The following is a 15670-nucleotide window of genomic DNA, read 5'->3' as shown; positions in this document are numbered from 1 at the left end:
AATGGGCCGTTGTCCTACTGTGAGACCGAAATGTTAATTTTCTTCACCATGCGCGCCGGTTCCGGACGAACGAGATCGACGGCCAGCAATCCGTTCCTGAGGCTGGCACCCAGAACCTGCATGCCATCTGCCAACACGAACGTGCGCTGGAACTGGCGGGCGGCAATACCGCGATAAAGATATTCATGCTCGCCCTGCTCGACCTGGCGGCCGCGGATCAACAGTTGGTTCTCTTCGATGGTAACGTCGAGCTCTTCTTCACTGAAGCCCGCGACAGCAAGCGTGATGCGCAAGCGTTCAGGTGCCCCGTGACCGGCGGCGATACGTTCGATATTGTAGGGCGGGTAACCGTCGCTTGCCTTGGAAATGCGTTCAAGCGTCTTTTCCATGGCATCGAAGCCCAGAAGCAGCGGGCTGGCGAAAGGTGTCATGCGGCTCATCTTTCAAAGTCCTTGATGCAAGCGACCTTCCCGGACCTAAGCGTAGCATCCGGACGCCGTTAATATGGGAAGCGTGTACCTTTCGCGCAAGACATATGCGGCGCATCGCCGACATATGAATTTAAGACGGTTGGACTCAAGCAGTTGCTTGACAAAGATCATGGCGGCTCGCATCAAATCGTCGCCCGCAACGGCTGCGCCGATCTGCGACGGAACGATAAACGAACGGTGCCTGCCACGACGTGCACCTTGAGACGGAACGACGAAATGGCGACCCCCAGAAAGATCATCATCGACACCGATCCCGGCCAGGACGATGCAGCGGCCATCATGCTTGCCTTCGGCAGTCCCGAAGAGCTGGAAGTGCTCGGCATTACGACCGTCGCGGGCAACGTGCCGCTCTCCTACACGAGCCGCAATGCGCGCATCGTCTGCGAGCTCTGCGGACGGACCGACACGAAGGTTTTTGCAGGTGCGGATGCACCAATCGCGCGCAAACTGGTCACGGCCGAGCACGTGCACGGAAAGACCGGCCTCGATGGACCTGAGCTCGATGAACCGACAATGCCGTTGAAGGCAGGGCACGCGGTCGACTTCATCATCGAGACGCTTCGCCGCGAGCCGGGAGGCATGGTGACGCTTTGCACGCTGGGACCGCTCACCAATATCGGCATGGCCTTCCAGAAAGCGCCGGATATCATTCCGCGCATCCGCGAACTGGTGATGATGGGAGGCGGGTTCTTCGAGGGCGGCAACATCACACCGGCCGCGGAATTCAACATCTATGTCGATCCGGAAGCGGCCGACATCGTCTTCCGTTCGGGCGTGTCGATCGTGATGATGCCGCTCGACGTGACGCATCAGCTGCTGACGCGGAAGGATCGCGTAAAGCGCATGGCCGATCTCGGTACGGCACCAGCGAAAGCAATGGTCGAAATGCTGGAGTTTTTTGAGCGCTTCGATGTCGAGAAATATGGCTCCGACGGCGGGCCGCTACACGATCCGACTGTCGTCGCCTACCTGCTAAAGCCGGAGCTTTTCAAGGGCCGTGACTGCAATGTCGAGATCGAGGTGAAGTCGGAGCTGACCGTGGGCATGACGGTCGTCGACTGGTGGCATGTGACCGACCGTAAGCGCAATGCCAAGGTGATGCGCCATGTGGATGCGGACGGCTTCTTCGATCTACTGATCGAGCGCTTCGCCCGCATCTGATTTTCAGACTGATCGTTGAGGCGTCTGAGAGATCAGGCGTCCTTTTCGGTGAACGCCGTATTGATATCCGCTTCAGCTGCCTTCGGGCCGCCCTTGGCGACGCCAACCATTGCCGGGCGAAGAACCCGCTCGCCGATCGTGAAGCCTGCCTGAACGACCTGGACGACCGTGTTGTTCGGCACTTCGGCATTCGGGACCTCGAACATCGCCTGATGGAAGTTCGGATCGAACTTCTGGCCGACCGGATCCAGCTTGCGGACGCCGTGACGCTCAAGCGCGGAGAGCATCGAGCGCTCGGTCATCTCGACACCTTCGATCAATGTGTCGAGGCCCGCCTCGCCCGCTTCCTTCGCTTCGGCTGGGATAGCATCGAGGGCGCGGCGCAAATTATCCGAGACGGCAAGCATATCGCGCGCGAAGCCCGCGACTGAGTAGGACTTTGCATCCTTCACATCGCGCTCAGTGCGACGTCGCAGATTGTCCATTTCGGCGGCAAGGCGCAGATAGCGCTCACGCAGCTCGACATTCTCAGCCTTGAGCACTTCAAGCGGATCCGGCTGTGGCGGCGCTTCAACCGTGGTTTCGTTCTCGACGTTTGCGGCAGCGTCGTCTGCGGCTTCAGCCGCGGCAGCGTCTGGTCCGTTTTTCGTCGTTTCGTCCGTCATGACGGTCTCCGGTAGTAGGTTTTCTTGAGATGCGCCCGATATCGAACTTCGATCGCAAAAAATCAAGTCTGCGTGACAAAGAAGGAGCAATTCGGGAGTTTACAGCGTGCCGCGCGCAAGTCGGGAAATCAGTTGCGCTGTGTAATCCACCATCGGCACGATGCGCGAGTAATTGAGCCGCGTCGGACCGATGACGCCAACGGCGCCGACAATGCGGTCGTCATCATCGCGATAGGGCGCAACAATCAGCGAGGAGCCGGAAAGCGAAAAGAGCTTGTTCTCAGAACCGATGAAGATACGCACGCCCGGGCCGGTTTCGGCCAGATTCAGCAGCTCGATTAGGCTGTCCTTCTTTTCGAGATCGTCGAAAAGCATGCGCAGACGGTCAAGGTCCTCCGCGCCTGCCAGGCCCTCGAGCAGATTGGATCGGCCGCGAATGATAAGCTGCGGTGGCTTGCCTTCATCCGCATCGCCAGACCAAACGGCAATACCGCGCTCGACAAGGTCCCTGGACAACGCATCAAGCTCGTGGCGGACGTTCTCCTTTAAGTGACTGAGCTGCTTGCGCAATTCCGGCAAAGTCTGGCCGGACATATGGGCATTGAGGAAATTCGCGGCCTCCGTCAGCTGCGACGACGTAACGCCTGCTGGCAATTCGATAATGCGGTTTTCGACCTGATCGTGATCGCCGACGAGCACGGCCAGCGCCTTGGTGGGCTCCAGGCGGATGAACTCGACATGCTTGAGGACCGGATCGCTCTTCGATGTGATGACGAGCCCCGCGCCCCGCGAAATGCCGGACAGCATCCGGCTTGCCTCGTTCATCATCGTTTCCACAGGAGCGTTAAGGCTTTCAGGACGAACCTGGCGGTCGATGTTCGCACGGTCCTCGGCGGAAAGGTCGCCGACCTGCATGAAAGCATCAACGAAGAACCGGAGGCCGCCCTGCGTCGGCAGGCGTCCCGCGCTGACATGTGGCGAGTAGATCAGGCCTAGCGCTTCCAGGTCGCTCATCACATTGCGCACGGAAGCGGGCGATAGCGACATAGGCAGGATGCGCGAGAGATTGCGGGAGCCGAGCGGCTCGCCACTTTCCAGATAGCCCTCGACGATGCGGCGGAAGATTTCCTTAGAGCGTTCATCCAGCGCCGCAACGGCATCCGAAACCGACGTCGACCTGAACCCCATGAATTTCCTTTGACCTGCGCGCTGATGACGATCCCTAAAATATAGCCGTTCTCGCCCTCGTAGCAAAAGGGAATTTGCAAATGGTTGCCGCCAATCGTAGAAGCGGTCGATACCATTGAGCACTTCACGACGTTATCCGAAAACCGCTTAACGCATTTCGGCATCATGCTTCAGGAGATTAGAATGCGGCCTTCAGGCAGAAAAACCGACCAGATGCGCAAGGTCACTTTCGAGCGCAATTTTTCAAAGCATGCGGAAGGTTCCTGCCTCGTGAAATTCGGCGATACGCATGTGCTCTGTACCGCAAGCCTGGAAGACAAGACGCCGCCGTGGCTGCGCAATACAGGAAAGGGCTGGGTCACGGCCGAATATGGCATGCTACCGCGCGCAACCGGCGAGCGCATGAAACGCGAGGCCGCAGCCGGCAAGCAGGGCGGGCGCACGCAGGAAATCCAGCGCCTCATCGGCCGTTCGCTCCGTGCCGTCGTCGACCTTAAGGAACTCGGCGAACGCCAGATCACGCTCGACTGCGACGTTATTCAGGCTGATGGCGGTACGCGCACGGCCTCCATTACGGGCGCCTGGATTGCGCTGTACGACTGCCTGAAATGGATGGAGGCCCGCAACATGATCAAGGTCGAGCGCGTGCTCAAAGATCACATCGCCGCAATTTCCTGCGGTATCTTCGCCAGCCAGCCGGTGATCGACCTCGATTATCTCGAAGATTCCTCCGCAGAAACCGATGCGAACTTCGTCATGACGGGCGCAGGCGGCATCGTTGAAATTCAGGGTACCGCGGAGGGCACACCGTTCACCGACGGGGAATTTGCCGCGCTGATGACGCTGGCGAAAGCCGGCATTGCGGAGCTCGTCAACATGCAGAAACAGGCCATTGCCGGATGACTGCCCTGCTGGAAGGCATACTGGAGACCGCGCTCTATGCGGATGATCTCGACAAGGCCGAGGCTTTCTACGAAGGCGTGCTCGGCCTTGCCAAGATCGCGCGCGCCGGAAACCGGCATGTCTTCTTCCGCTGCGGGTATGGCGTGCTGTTGATCTTCAACCCCGAGGAAACGGTGAAACCGCCGGCAGCCGATGCCCTGCAGGTGCCGCCGCATGGCACGAAAGGTCAGGGCCACGCATGTTTCCGGGTGTCAGGTAAGAACATCGATGCCATGGCGGCGAAGCTCAAAGCCGCGGGCATCGAAATCGAATCCGAAGTGTACTGGCCGAACGGCGGCCGCTCGATCTATTTTCGCGACCCAGCAGGAAACAGCCTCGAATGCGCCGAAGCCAGAATCTGGGGCATTGAATAGGACCAACCATGCGCAAGCTTGAAACGAAGACGATCGTCGTCGCCAGCCACAATGCCGGCAAGATCCGCGAGATCCAGGATCTGATCGGACCGCTCGGCTTTACTGCCAAATCGGCAGCAGACCTCAACTTCATCGAGCCGGACGAGACCGGCACGACCTTCGAGGAAAACGCGGCGATCAAGGCGCTCGCTTCCGCCAAGGCAGCAGGAATGCCGGCGCTTTCCGACGATTCCGGACTGGTGATCGATGCGCTTGGCGGCGATCCGGGCGTTTATACCGCCAACTGGGCCGAAAAGCCGGACGGCACGCGCGATTTTGCGATGGCGATGGAAAAGGTGCAAAGGGCGCTGGAGAAAGCCGGAGCCACCGAGCCGGAGCAACGGCGCGCGCGCTTCGTCAGCGTGCTCTGCCTCGCCTGGCCGGACGGTCATACGGAGCTTTTCCGCGGCGAGGTCGAAGGCACCGTCGTCTGGCCGCCGCGCGGCACACAGGGTTTCGGCTACGATCCGGTCTTCCAGCCGGAAGGTTACGGCATCACCTTCGGCGAGATGAGCGCCGAGGAGAAGCACGGCTGGAACATCGGCAAGCCGCAGGCCCTGTCGCACCGGGCGCGCGCCTTCAAACTCTTTGTCGAAACCTGCCTGGAAGCGTAAGGTCGGTTCGTGGAGATTCTCGATACGCCAAGCTTGATGCGCGATGCGACGCTTCTGCCCGATACCGGAGAGCCCGGTTTCGGCGTCTACGTGCATTGGCCCTTCTGCGCGGCGAAATGCCCCTACTGCGACTTCAACAGCCATGTCCGCCATCAGCCGGTGGATCAGGAGCGATTCACCGCTGCCTTCCTGAAGGAGATGGCCACCGTTCGCCGGATCAGCGGACCGAAGACGGTGACGAGTGTCTTCCTTGGCGGCGGCACGCCGTCGCTCATGCACCCGGCAACAGTGTCAGCCATTCTCGACGGCATCTCGAAGCACTGGCATGTGCCGAACGGCATCGAGATCACCATGGAGGCGAATCCCTCGAGCGTGGAGGCCGAGCGCTTCCGCGGCTATCGCGCGGCAGGCGTCAACCGCGTGTCGCTCGGCGTTCAGGCGCTAAACGACCGGGACCTGAAGTTCCTCGGCCGCCTGCACGATGTCGCCGATGCGCTGAAAGCGATCAGACTGGCGCGCGACATCTTCCCGCGCATGTCCTTCGACCTGATCTATGCCCGCCCCGACCAGACGGTCGAGGAGTGGGAGAGGGAACTGAGGGAAGCGATCTCCTACGCGGTCGATCACCTCTCGCTCTACCAGCTGACGATCGAGGAAGGCACGCCGTTCTACGGCCTGCACAAGGCCGGTAAGCTGATCGTTCCTGATGGCGACCAGTCGGCAGATCTCTACGAGGCGACGCAGGAGATCACGGCGCGCGAAGGCATGCCAGCCTATGAGGTTTCCAACCATGCGCGGCCCGGTGCGGAAAGCCGCCACAACCTCACCTACTGGCGCTACGGCGACTATGCCGGGATCGGCCCGGGTGCGCATGGCCGCCTGACACGTGGGCCAGAGAAGATCGCAACGGCGACCGAGCGCAAGCCGGAGGCCTGGCTCGAGCTTGTAGAACGCGACGGACATGGCATTCTGGAGCAGGAACGGCTCGGCTATGACGAGCAGGCCGACGAGTTGCTGCTCATGGGACTTCGGCTGAAGGAGGGCGTCGATCTTGCCCGCTGGCAGCATCTTTCCGGCCGGGATCCGGACCCGAAGCGCGAGGAATTCTTGCTGGAGCACGGCTTCATCGAGCGAATCGGCAATTCCCGGCTTCGCTGCACGCCGTCCGGCATGCTCATCCTCGATTCCGTCGTCGCCGATCTCGCCTGCTGAGCCTCAGGCTGCCCGCCTTTTTCCTAGCGACATCAGCCGCCCGTCGATCGCCGCTAGACCGACCGCGATCGTCGCCATGCCTATCAGATGTTTTGCCTGCAGCTGCTCGCCGAGGATGATCGTCCCCAACAGAATGGCGCTAACGGGAATCAGGAAGGTCACCAGCGCCAGGTTCGTCGCGCCCGCTGTTGCGAGAATACGGAAGAAAAGCAGATAGGCGATCGCCGTTGAAAGCAGCGCCAGACCAAAGAGCGCCAGCCAAATTTCGATGTCGGGAACAGGCAATGTCCAAGGCCGGTCGGCAATCAGCGCGATCGGCAGCATCAGGATGGTGGATGCCGTGACCTGGCCCGCTGCAGGCAGCAGCGGCGGCAGGCCCATAGCCCGGAAGCGGCGTCCCCATATACCGGCGAAAGAATAGGAGACAGCAGCACCAAGAACCGCGAGCTGCGCCAGTACATTCGCGCCGATATCGTGAAGCACATCGAAACCGATCATATAGGCCACGCCGGCAAAGCCGATAAGCACGCCGATCAGGCGATTGCCGGTCATCTTTTCGTCGACAGTCAGGATATGGGCGACAACGACCGTGAAGAGCGGCGTCGTGGCATTCAAGATCGATGCCAAGCCGCTTGCAATATGGGTCTGGCCCCAGACGATGAGGCAAAAGGGGATCATATTGTTCAGCACGCCCATGCCGAAGAAAGCGACCCAGCTCTTGCCGTCACGCGGCATTGTATGACCCATGAGCCGCACGATCACATTGAGCGCGACCGCAGCCAGCAGCACGCGGCCTGTTACGATCGTAAACGGCGGCAGCGCCTCCACCAGAATGCCGTTGAAGAGGAAGGAGCCGCCCCAAAGGAGGGAGAGGACCAAGAGCATTCCCCATTCGGCTAGGCCCATCTGTTTCTGCATCTCTGTCTCCTTCATTGTTTGCGGGCTTACGACACGGCGGCGCCTCTCGCCACCCGTTTCTTGCGCGCCAGTCTCTGCCAGCTGCGATTTATGCTCGACGACTATCGCTTCGTGATTCTGTTTTCAGATCGCTTTCACTCTTGATATTATTTCTATAATTCTACTTCGACAAACGAGTCTTTTTCGATGTACACTTTAGCTGAGCTAAATCATGAGCGAGTTTCTGCCATCTCTTTCGGCCCTGCGAGCTTTCGAAGCTGCGGCGCGGCATCTCAGCATGACGCTGGCGGCGAAGGAGTTGCACGTGACGCCTGGCGCCGTCAGCCTGCAGATCCGCGATCTGGAGGCTGCACTCGGCGTACGGCTTTTTGACCGGAAATCGCGGGCGCTCGCCCTCACCGTCGAAGGCGCGGAGTACTTCGCCACACTGCAGACCGCCTTTCGGATGATGCGGGAGGCGACCGCGGCGCTTACGGCGCGGGCACGCGGCTCCGTGCTGAACGTCACCTGCACGGCAGGCTTCGCGACCTATTGGCTGGTGCCGCGGCTTGGACGTTTCGAAGAGACTCATCCGGAAATCGACGTGCGCATCAGCGCCTCGCATCGTGTGCTCGATTTTCAGCGCGACGGCATCGATCTGGCCGTCCGGCACGGACTAGGCGGCTATGACGGACTGGTCAGCGAGCGGCTGGTGGATGACGAACTGGTGCCAGTCTGCATCCCACGGCTGGCGGCAGAGCTTGGAGACCACCCCTCGCCAGACACGCTTGCCGGCTTCCAGTTGATCCATGATGTCTACCGGCACGACTGGAAGCTCTGGCTCGAGGCAGCAGGCGCGACGAAGGTGGACGCCTCGCGCGGCCCGATCTTCATGCATGGCAATGGCGCCTACGAAGCCATGAAGGCCGGTCTCGGTTTTGCATTGATGCGGCGCTCGTTCTTGGAGAAGGAGCTCGCCGAAGGCGCCGTCGTCGCGCCCTTCCCGCTTGGCGTTGCGAGCCGCCTCGCCTTCCATCTCGTCTATCCGGGCGCTGCGCTCGAACGCCCGGCCGTTGCGACCTTCCGGCGCTGGCTGCTTTCGGAAGCGAAGAGCTAACTACTGCTGCCGTCGTCTTCCTTCTAAAAAGTGGATAATTTTACTCATAAAAGGTTTTCATCCGGCTTTTTGTTGACTATTACACTCATGAAATCATTTAAAATGAACTGCCGAGAGTCGTAAACTGATGAAAATACACGTTTTTGCCATGAAATCGCTGCACGCATCCGCATTGACGGGCGCCGTGATCGCCCATCTTCTTCTGCCGGCCGCCGCACAGGATGCTACTGCAGACGGCCCGCAGGATGATGGTGCCACAGTGCTGCAGGACATTGTCGTCAATGGCGGCAGCGGCGGCGTGATTCAGGCGGACGGCTATGTCGGCAAGAGCAGCGCGACCGGCGCGAAAACAGACACACCGTTCATCGAGACGCCGCAGTCGATCTCGTCCGTGACGGAACAGCAGCTCAAGGACCGCAACCCGCAGACGCTGCTCGACACGCTCGCCTATACGCCAGGTACGCGCGTCGGCGCCTATGGCTTCGATCCACGTTTCGACAGCTTCACGGTGCGCGGCTTCGATGTCACCTATTCCGGCGTCTTCCGCGACAACCTGCGCCAGCCAGGTGCCGGTTCCTCGCTCTTCAAGACCGAACCGTACGGCCTTGAGGGTGTCTCGATCCTGCGGGGCCCATCTTCAGCACTCTACGGTTCTTCCGGCGCTGGCGGCCTCTTTAACCTCATCACCAAACGCCCAACGGAAGACCCCTACCATGAGCTTCAGCTCCAGTACGGCACCGAGCAGCGCTATCAAGGTCAATTCGACTTCTCCGGCCCGGTCAACGACCAGGATCCCTTCTACTATCGCGTTACGGGTCTCTACCGTGACGCCGACACGGAACAGATCAGCGTTCCGGATGATCGCATCTACATCGCTCCTGCTTTCATGTGGAAGCCAGACGAGGACACGAAACTCACCATTCTCGGCGAATATTCCCGGACAAAGACAGGCGGCACCGCGGCCTACTACAACGACCCGCTCACCGGCGAAGTGACGGACTATTTTGCAGGCAATCCGGCTTTCAACGATTCGATCCAGAATCAGGGACGCATCGGCTATGAATTCGAGCACCGGCTGAACGATACTTTCGTATTTCGCCAAAACGCTCGCTTCTCGACGCTCAATATCGATGCCGACTGGGCTTTTGCTTACGCCCCCAATGCAGTTGATCCCTCACTCATCGACCGCAGCGCCGGCACCTTTGACGAGCGGCTGAACGTCTTTACGGTCGACAACCAAATCGAGGCCGAGTTCGATACCGGCGAACTCGACCACACGTTGCTGACGGGGCTTGATTTCACTCGGCTGCAGTGGCGCTCGCTCGACGGCCGCGGCGTCTCTCCGCCGCTTGACACCAACAATCCGGACGCAGGCGCCCCGGTTCCGCATATCGATTACCAGACGCGCACCGTCCAGGACCAATGGCAGGTCGGCACATACGTGCAGGACCAGATCCGCTACCACGCCTGGACACTGACAGTCGGGGGGCGCTACGACTGGGTGTGGACCGACACCGACAATACGAATCTCCTCGCCGACACCACCGATACGATCTCGCAAAAGGACAACGAGTTCTCCGGACGCGTCGGCCTGAGCTACGAGACCGATTTCGGCCTTGCGCCCTATATCAGCTATTCGACCGCCTTCTCGCCGAATGCCGGCATCAACCAGGAGACGGGCCAGCCCTTCAAGCCGACCTTGAGCGAACAGGAAGAGATCGGCGTCAAATATCTGCTGCCGAACAGCAATACGCTGATCACCGCCGCGCTATTTAACATCGACCAGAAGAACAGCCTCTACTACGAGGTCGTCAACCTGCCGACGGGTCCGGCCAACATCCAGGTGCAGCGCGGCCAGATCCGTTCGCGCGGCTTGGAGCTGGAGGCGAATACAAGCCTCGACAACGGTCTGTCGCTGGTCGCCTCCTACACCTACACGCAAGCCAAAATCCAGGAGGGCGCGACGGGTACGGTCGGCAATTATGTCTCATCGGTGCCGAAGCACATGGCCTCGCTTTGGGCGAACTACACGTTTCAAGAGAGCAGCCCTGTCTACGGCCTCGGCATCGGGGTCGGCGCTCGTTACCTCGGCAAGAGCTACACAAGCGACCGCAATACGGCGCAGAATGGCTCCCGTGTGCTCTTCGATGCCGCGATCAGCTACGATTTCGCAGCGCTCGACACGAAATATGAAGGGTTGAGCCTCCAGGTTAATGCTACCAATCTCTTCGACCGCCGCGAGCCCGTCTGCTCAGCGGGCTTTTGCTACCGCGACCAAGGCCGCGCCGTGATCGGCAGCCTGCGCTACACATGGTAGCCCGATGGCAAGCGCATCGCGTCAGGACATGAACATGCAAGACAGGCCGCGTGACCTGTCGCCTGCCTTTTCCGGCGAGCATTCCTGGTGCCGGGACAAGATGATGCTAAGCGAGGACCTTGCCGGCGGTGTGCCACTGCCGGCCTTTTTCCGGGACGGCGGCTTTCAGCGGGCGATCGATCGCTATGCGGAGGTTTGCGGCGGCAGCGACCGGCGCGCCATCGTTTCCATGTGGTCGCTCTATTACTTCTCCGGGCTCTCGATTCCCTACCTGCTTGCTCGGCGCTTGGCCGCGCAGGCCCTTCCCGTCGCCTTCGAGGAGATGACGATCGCACTGGACGATGCTGGCCTGCCGCGCGCCTTCGGCGTTCCGCATGCCGGTACGATCGAAAGCGAGATCGAGACCGAGAGTTTCGCGACCGTGGGTCCCCTGCTTGAAACCCATCTCGGCGAGGCCGTCATGCGGTTGAAGGCCTGCGGCATCTCGGCAAAGCTCTGCTGGAACAACGCTGCCGTCTATATCGATTACGCATTGCGGCTCACGGGAGAAGAGCCCTCAGGCGGCCCCGACCTTCCACTCTTCCTGCGCGGATGTCTGCCGGATGGGGGCGTAAATCCGTTTTGCGGCTGCGTGAGCTATCTGGATGAAGAAGGTGAGCAGGTCGCACGCCGAAAGGTCTGCTGCCTTCGATACATGCTTCCTGGAATTCCAAGCTGCGGCAAGCTCTGCGCATTGCCAAGCCAGAGGAACCCGCAATGACGCGATCTTCCATGACGCGGCGCGGCTTTCTCGCTGCGGCGGCTTCAGCCGTTGCCGGCGCTCCCTATCTTGCCAGGGCACAGTCCCGCTGGCCGCTAACGGTGACTGACGCCATAGGGCGGACGGTGATCATTCAAAAGAGACCGGAAGCCGTGATCCTTGGGACGGGATTCAACCTTATCGCCCTGTCGCTGATCCATCCTGATCCCGTCAGCTTGCTCGCCGGCTGGGCGAACGACATGAAAGGTGACAATCCCTTCATCTATGAGGCGTTCCGGAAGAAATTTCCAGCAATCGAGACCGTGCCTTACGTTGGCAACGGGCAGGCGGATGGCCTGTCGTTCGAGACGGCGCTGTCGCTCAATGCCGATCTCGCGATGATGGGCATGTGGCAGGCTGACAGCGAACTCGGCCGGCGCGCGATGCAATACCTCGAATCGGTTGGGGTCCCGGTCGTCGTCGTTGATTTCAGTCGCGACCCGCTGAGAACCACGCCGCGCGACATGCGCCTTCTCGGCCGGATCTTCGAGCGTGATCAGCAGGCCGAGGATTTTGCGAGGTTCTTCGAGACGCGGCTGGCGCGCATCAAAGCTAAGACGGCGAGTACGACAGATAGCGGCGGCCCTCTGGTGTTGATGGATGCCTATCCGAGCGATGTCCGCGGAAGCTGGGCGATCGGCCGCACCGGGCTCGGAGAACTGATAGTGCTGGCAGGTGGCCGCAACGCCGCCGACAAGAACCTGCCGCCACAGGGCGGACCAGTGACCGCGGAATATATCCTCGCAGCCGATCCGGATGTCTACATTGCTACCGGATCGCCCGGCGGAACCTACACGGCTTTTTCCGTCGGTCCCGGCGTTGATCCGTCGGAAGCGCGCCGCTCGCTTGGGGAAACGGTGAAGATGCCGAATCTTGCGCCGCTGAAGGCGGTGCGGGAAGGCAGGGTCCACGGCCTATGGAATTTCTTCAACGCCGTGCCGCTGAACATTCTGGCAGCCGAAGCGGTGGCGACCTGGGTCCGGCCGGACCTCTTTGGCGATGTCGACCCGGCAAGCAGTCTTGCCGAGCTCAACGATCGCTTTGCGGCCGTGCCTATCGAAGGCGCCTATTGGACGAGCCTGAAGGCCTAACCGTGGCTTGCAGCGCTGGCCTTGAACAGGCTTCCGGTTGGCGTCTGCAGGAACATGTCGAGCGGGATGTGCTCCTGATGCAGGAAGCCCGTTGCCGGCAGCAGGCCGTCGCGGACCATTTCGATGACGGCGACGACGGAAGCCGACGTCGTCCAGGCAATCGCCGTGCGGCGCGCGCCGGCGATCTCGATCGGATAATAGGCCCGCACGAACTCCTTGCGGCGGAGGCTTCCTGCCTCCGTGCCTTCGGCAGCAACATGGACATAGACCACATCGTCCTCGACCGGCGGCTTAGCATTGGTCAGGATTTCGCCGGCTAGCTTTCGCTGGTCCCGCATCAGCAGCTCATGGAAGAAGAAATTCATCAGGTCCATATGGCCCGGATAGCGCATCGTCTTGTAGTCGAGATTGTCGACCTTGCCGTGCAGCGTATCGCACATCGTGCCGAGACCGCCCGACGTGGTGAAGGCTTCGAGCTTGACGCCCTCGACATAGACCGTTTCATGCCATTCCATCGGCGAGACGAGCTTGCGCATGCCGCCTTCGATGACTTCGCAATCGTTCAGATATTCGTTGACGACGCCTTCCGGCGACCAGTTGAAGGCATAGCCGAGCAAACCCGTCGGGTTCTGTGGCAGGGCACCGACACGCATGCGGATCGAGCGGCAGCGATCGAACCCATCAGCAAGGCTTGCACCGACGATGCCGACGAAGCCTGGCGCCAGGCCGCATTGCGGAGCCATCAGGGCGCGCGACGTCTTTGCGAGTTCGATGATGAAATTGGTGGTCGGAACATCTTCTGTCAGGTCGAAGTAATGGATGCCTGCCGCGTGGGCGGCCCGTGCAAGCTCGATATTGAGATGATAGGGCAGACAGGAGAGCACGGCTTCCATGCCGGAAAGCACCTCAGTCACGAAGGCCGAGTTGGAAGTATCGCCAGCACGGCATGTGAACGGCACTTCGGCCTGCGGCAATTGCGCATCGACGCCCCTAACTTCGAAGCCGCCCTCATGCAAAAGCGTTGCGGCCAGCCGTCCGACCTTACCAAGGCCGAGAACGGCGATCTTTTTGAAACTCATGTCTGCCCTCCCATGCGCCGTCGAATTCCGGCGCTCATTTCGTGGTGTGCGGCTGTATAGAATAAAGAACGCATAAAAGAAAACGGCCGGAATTGCTTCCGGCCGCAAATTTCAGGTGGAGGATCGCCGATTATTCGTTGATCAGGCGCTTCAGAAGCTCGATCTCATGCGAAAGCTTGGTGTCTCCCGCAATCAGTTCCTCGATCTTGCGAACGGCGTGCAGCACGGTCGTATGATCGCGTCCGCCGAAGCGGCGGCCGATTTCCGGGAACGAGCGCGGCGTCAACGTCTTCGCGAGATACATGGCGATCTGCCGTGGCTTGACGATAACGCGCGTGCGGCGGTTCGAAACCAGTTCCTGACGCGAGACATTGTAGTGGCGCGCGACGATGCGCTGGATGTCTTCGATGCGCACACGGCGTGGTTCGCCGGAACCGACCAGATGGGCAAGTAGCTCATCCACCCGTTCGATCGACAGGTTCGGCTCGAAGGAGCGCCGGAAGATCAGCTGATTGAAGGCGCCTTCGAGTTCGCGGCCGCTTGCCGTCACGCTGCGGGCAACGTGCGAGAGCAGTTCGGCCGGGATTTCCAAAGACGGATCCTCCAGACGGGCCGCAGCCAGGCGGCGCTTCAGAATCTCGAGGCGCATCTCGTAGTCCGGCGCATCGAGTTCGATCGCCACCCCGCCCTGCAGCCGGGAACGTACCCGCGGGTCGAGCGATTCAAGCTCCCAAGGCGCCCTGTCGGCGGCAACCACCACCTGCTTGGCGCTATCGAGCAGCATGTTCAGCAGATGGCAGAACTCATGTTGGATCATCTTGCCCTGCAGGAACTGCATGTCGTCGATGATCAGAAGGTCGATATTGCGGAGCGAGTCCTTCAGCGTGAGCGCATTGTTGTCCCGGATCGCCGTCGCGAAACGCCACATGAAATACTCAGCAGTTAGGTAAACGACACGCAGCGCCCGCGGATTCTGCACCGCTGCGTTGGCGATCGCCTGCAGAAGGTGGGACTTACCGAGACCGACATTCGAATGAATGAAGAGCGGATTAAAGCGCACAGCACCCTGGCCTGCTTCCGCGATCGTCTTTGCCGCCGCAAGCGCGACGCGGTTCGAACTGCCTTCGACAAAGGTGTCAAAGGTGAAGCGCGAGTCGAGCGGCGAGCCGAAGAGGGGCTGGCCAGCCGTCGCGGGACGCGCTGCAGCAACTGCCGAAACGGCTTGTTGAACCACTTGACCTGCAGGCTGAGCAGCGAGAGGGCGACGCATCGGTGCCATCTGGGAGGCCGGCTCTTGAATAGCCACCTCATCCACCGGCTTCAGGCCGGCACGCGCTGCTGTACGGACGAGAATTTCCACCTTCAGGATCTCAGCATCTTCCTGCTGGAAAAGGCCGGTGATGAGATCGAGATAACGGTTGTTGATCCACGACTTGAGAAATGTGGTGGGAACCGAAAGACGCACGACGCTCTTTGAAACCGAATGCAGCTTCAGACGTGCGAACCAGCTTGCATAAACGTCTGGACCAACCTGGGCCTTCAGACGCGCACCGACACGTTCGAAAAGTATGCCATGCTTCATCTCTCCTTTTTCCCCCGCCGCATCCGGGCAAATAGAGCTAAACGCCTGCGGTGCCTTATCCCCATTTTCAAGAGCACCCGTCGTCAATGAATTCATTTGCAT

Annotated in this window: 15 protein-coding genes; 9 read left to right on the top strand and 6 right to left on the bottom strand. The window is 60.4% G+C overall.

Annotated features, from left to right (window positions below; translation table 11 throughout):
- Positions 1 to 14: 14 nt before the first annotated feature.
- Complete coding sequence (locus tag N2599_RS00075; protein WP_027510831.1) at positions 15 to 440, bottom strand: Hsp20 family protein; 426 nt, start codon at positions 438 to 440, stop codon at positions 15 to 17.
- Positions 441 to 707: 267 nt separating this feature from the next.
- Between N2599_RS00075 and N2599_RS00070 the strand changes: the two genes are divergently transcribed.
- Positions 708 to 1652 carry a nucleoside hydrolase gene (locus N2599_RS00070; RefSeq protein ID WP_027510832.1) on the top strand — a complete coding sequence of 315 codons (945 nt, stop codon included), beginning with the start codon at positions 708 to 710 and terminating at the stop codon, positions 1650 to 1652.
- A 32-nt stretch (positions 1653 to 1684) separates the two neighbouring features.
- Here the strand turns inward: N2599_RS00070 and grpE are convergent, their stop codons facing one another.
- Together grpE and hrcA are read right to left on the bottom strand one after the other, a co-directional pair.
- Positions 1685 to 2317, bottom strand: a complete 633-nt coding sequence (gene grpE, locus N2599_RS00065; RefSeq protein ID WP_027510833.1) for a nucleotide exchange factor GrpE — start codon at positions 2315 to 2317, stop codon at positions 1685 to 1687.
- Between the two features lie 99 nt (positions 2318 to 2416).
- Positions 2417 to 3505: a heat-inducible transcriptional repressor HrcA gene (hrcA, locus tag N2599_RS00060; protein ID WP_027510834.1), complete on the bottom strand. Its 1089-nt coding sequence runs from the start codon at positions 3503 to 3505 to the stop codon at positions 2417 to 2419.
- Positions 3506 to 3688: 183 nt separating this feature from the next.
- Between hrcA and rph the strand changes: the two genes are divergently transcribed.
- Genes rph through hemW form a run of 4 tightly spaced genes read left to right on the top strand, consistent with a single transcriptional unit; the run spans position 3689 to position 6686 of the window.
- Positions 3689 to 4408 carry a ribonuclease PH gene (gene rph / locus N2599_RS00055; protein ID WP_027510835.1) on the top strand — a complete coding sequence of 240 codons (720 nt, stop codon included), beginning with the start codon at positions 3689 to 3691 and terminating at the stop codon, positions 4406 to 4408.
- The gene (locus tag N2599_RS00050; protein WP_027510836.1) at positions 4405 to 4821 is read left to right on the top strand and encodes a VOC family protein; all 417 of its coding nucleotides are present in this window, start codon (positions 4405 to 4407) and stop codon (positions 4819 to 4821) included. Before rph ends, N2599_RS00050 begins: the two co-directional genes overlap by 4 nt.
- Before the next feature lie 8 nt (positions 4822 to 4829).
- Positions 4830 to 5474 (top strand): RdgB/HAM1 family non-canonical purine NTP pyrophosphatase, encoded by a 645-nt coding sequence (gene rdgB / locus N2599_RS00045; protein ID WP_027510837.1) that lies wholly within the window; start codon positions 4830 to 4832, stop codon positions 5472 to 5474.
- A gap of 36 nt (positions 5475 to 5510) precedes the next feature.
- Positions 5511 to 6686 carry a radical SAM family heme chaperone HemW gene (gene hemW / locus N2599_RS00040; RefSeq protein ID WP_375714129.1) on the top strand — a complete coding sequence of 392 codons (1176 nt, stop codon included), beginning with the start codon at positions 5511 to 5513 and terminating at the stop codon, positions 6684 to 6686.
- A gap of 3 nt (positions 6687 to 6689) precedes the next feature.
- Here the strand turns inward: hemW and N2599_RS00035 are convergent, their stop codons facing one another.
- Positions 6690 to 7604: a DMT family transporter gene (locus N2599_RS00035; RefSeq protein WP_027510839.1), complete on the bottom strand. Its 915-nt coding sequence runs from the start codon at positions 7602 to 7604 to the stop codon at positions 6690 to 6692.
- A gap of 211 nt (positions 7605 to 7815) precedes the next feature.
- On the opposite strand from N2599_RS00035, the gene gcvA reads away from it, so the two are divergent.
- The 4 genes from gcvA (at position 7816) to N2599_RS00015 (ending at position 12907) form a co-directional block, all read left to right on the top strand.
- The gene (gene gcvA / locus N2599_RS00030) at positions 7816 to 8700 is read left to right on the top strand and encodes a transcriptional regulator GcvA (RefSeq protein ID WP_027510840.1); all 885 of its coding nucleotides are present in this window, start codon (positions 7816 to 7818) and stop codon (positions 8698 to 8700) included.
- A gap of 148 nt (positions 8701 to 8848) precedes the next feature.
- A complete protein-coding gene (locus N2599_RS00025) occupies positions 8849 to 11017 on the top strand; it encodes a TonB-dependent siderophore receptor (protein WP_051336605.1) in 2169 nt (722 codons plus the stop codon).
- A 28-nt stretch (positions 11018 to 11045) separates the two neighbouring features.
- Positions 11046 to 11777 (top strand): siderophore-iron reductase FhuF, encoded by a 732-nt coding sequence (fhuF, locus tag N2599_RS00020; RefSeq protein ID WP_027510842.1) that lies wholly within the window; start codon positions 11046 to 11048, stop codon positions 11775 to 11777.
- Complete coding sequence (locus N2599_RS00015) at positions 11774 to 12907, top strand: ABC transporter substrate-binding protein (RefSeq protein WP_027510843.1); 1134 nt, start codon at positions 11774 to 11776, stop codon at positions 12905 to 12907. The genes fhuF and N2599_RS00015 overlap by 4 nt, the downstream gene beginning before the upstream one ends.
- Here N2599_RS00015 and N2599_RS00010 read toward each other — a convergent pair.
- A complete protein-coding gene (locus N2599_RS00010; protein ID WP_027510844.1) occupies positions 12904 to 13986 on the bottom strand; it encodes a saccharopine dehydrogenase family protein in 1083 nt (360 codons plus the stop codon). The two genes, N2599_RS00015 and N2599_RS00010, sit on opposite strands and share 4 nt — an antisense overlap.
- Positions 13987 to 14116: 130 nt before the next feature.
- Complete coding sequence (dnaA, locus tag N2599_RS00005) at positions 14117 to 15670, bottom strand: chromosomal replication initiator protein DnaA (protein WP_027510845.1); 1554 nt, start codon at positions 15668 to 15670, stop codon at positions 14117 to 14119.

The organism is Rhizobium sullae, from assembly GCF_025200715.1.
GTDB classification, from domain to species: Bacteria; Pseudomonadota; Alphaproteobacteria; order Rhizobiales; family Rhizobiaceae; genus Rhizobium; species Rhizobium sullae.
The sequence above is the reverse complement of the archived record's forward strand: the minus strand, read 5'-3'. Positions and strand labels throughout refer to the sequence as shown.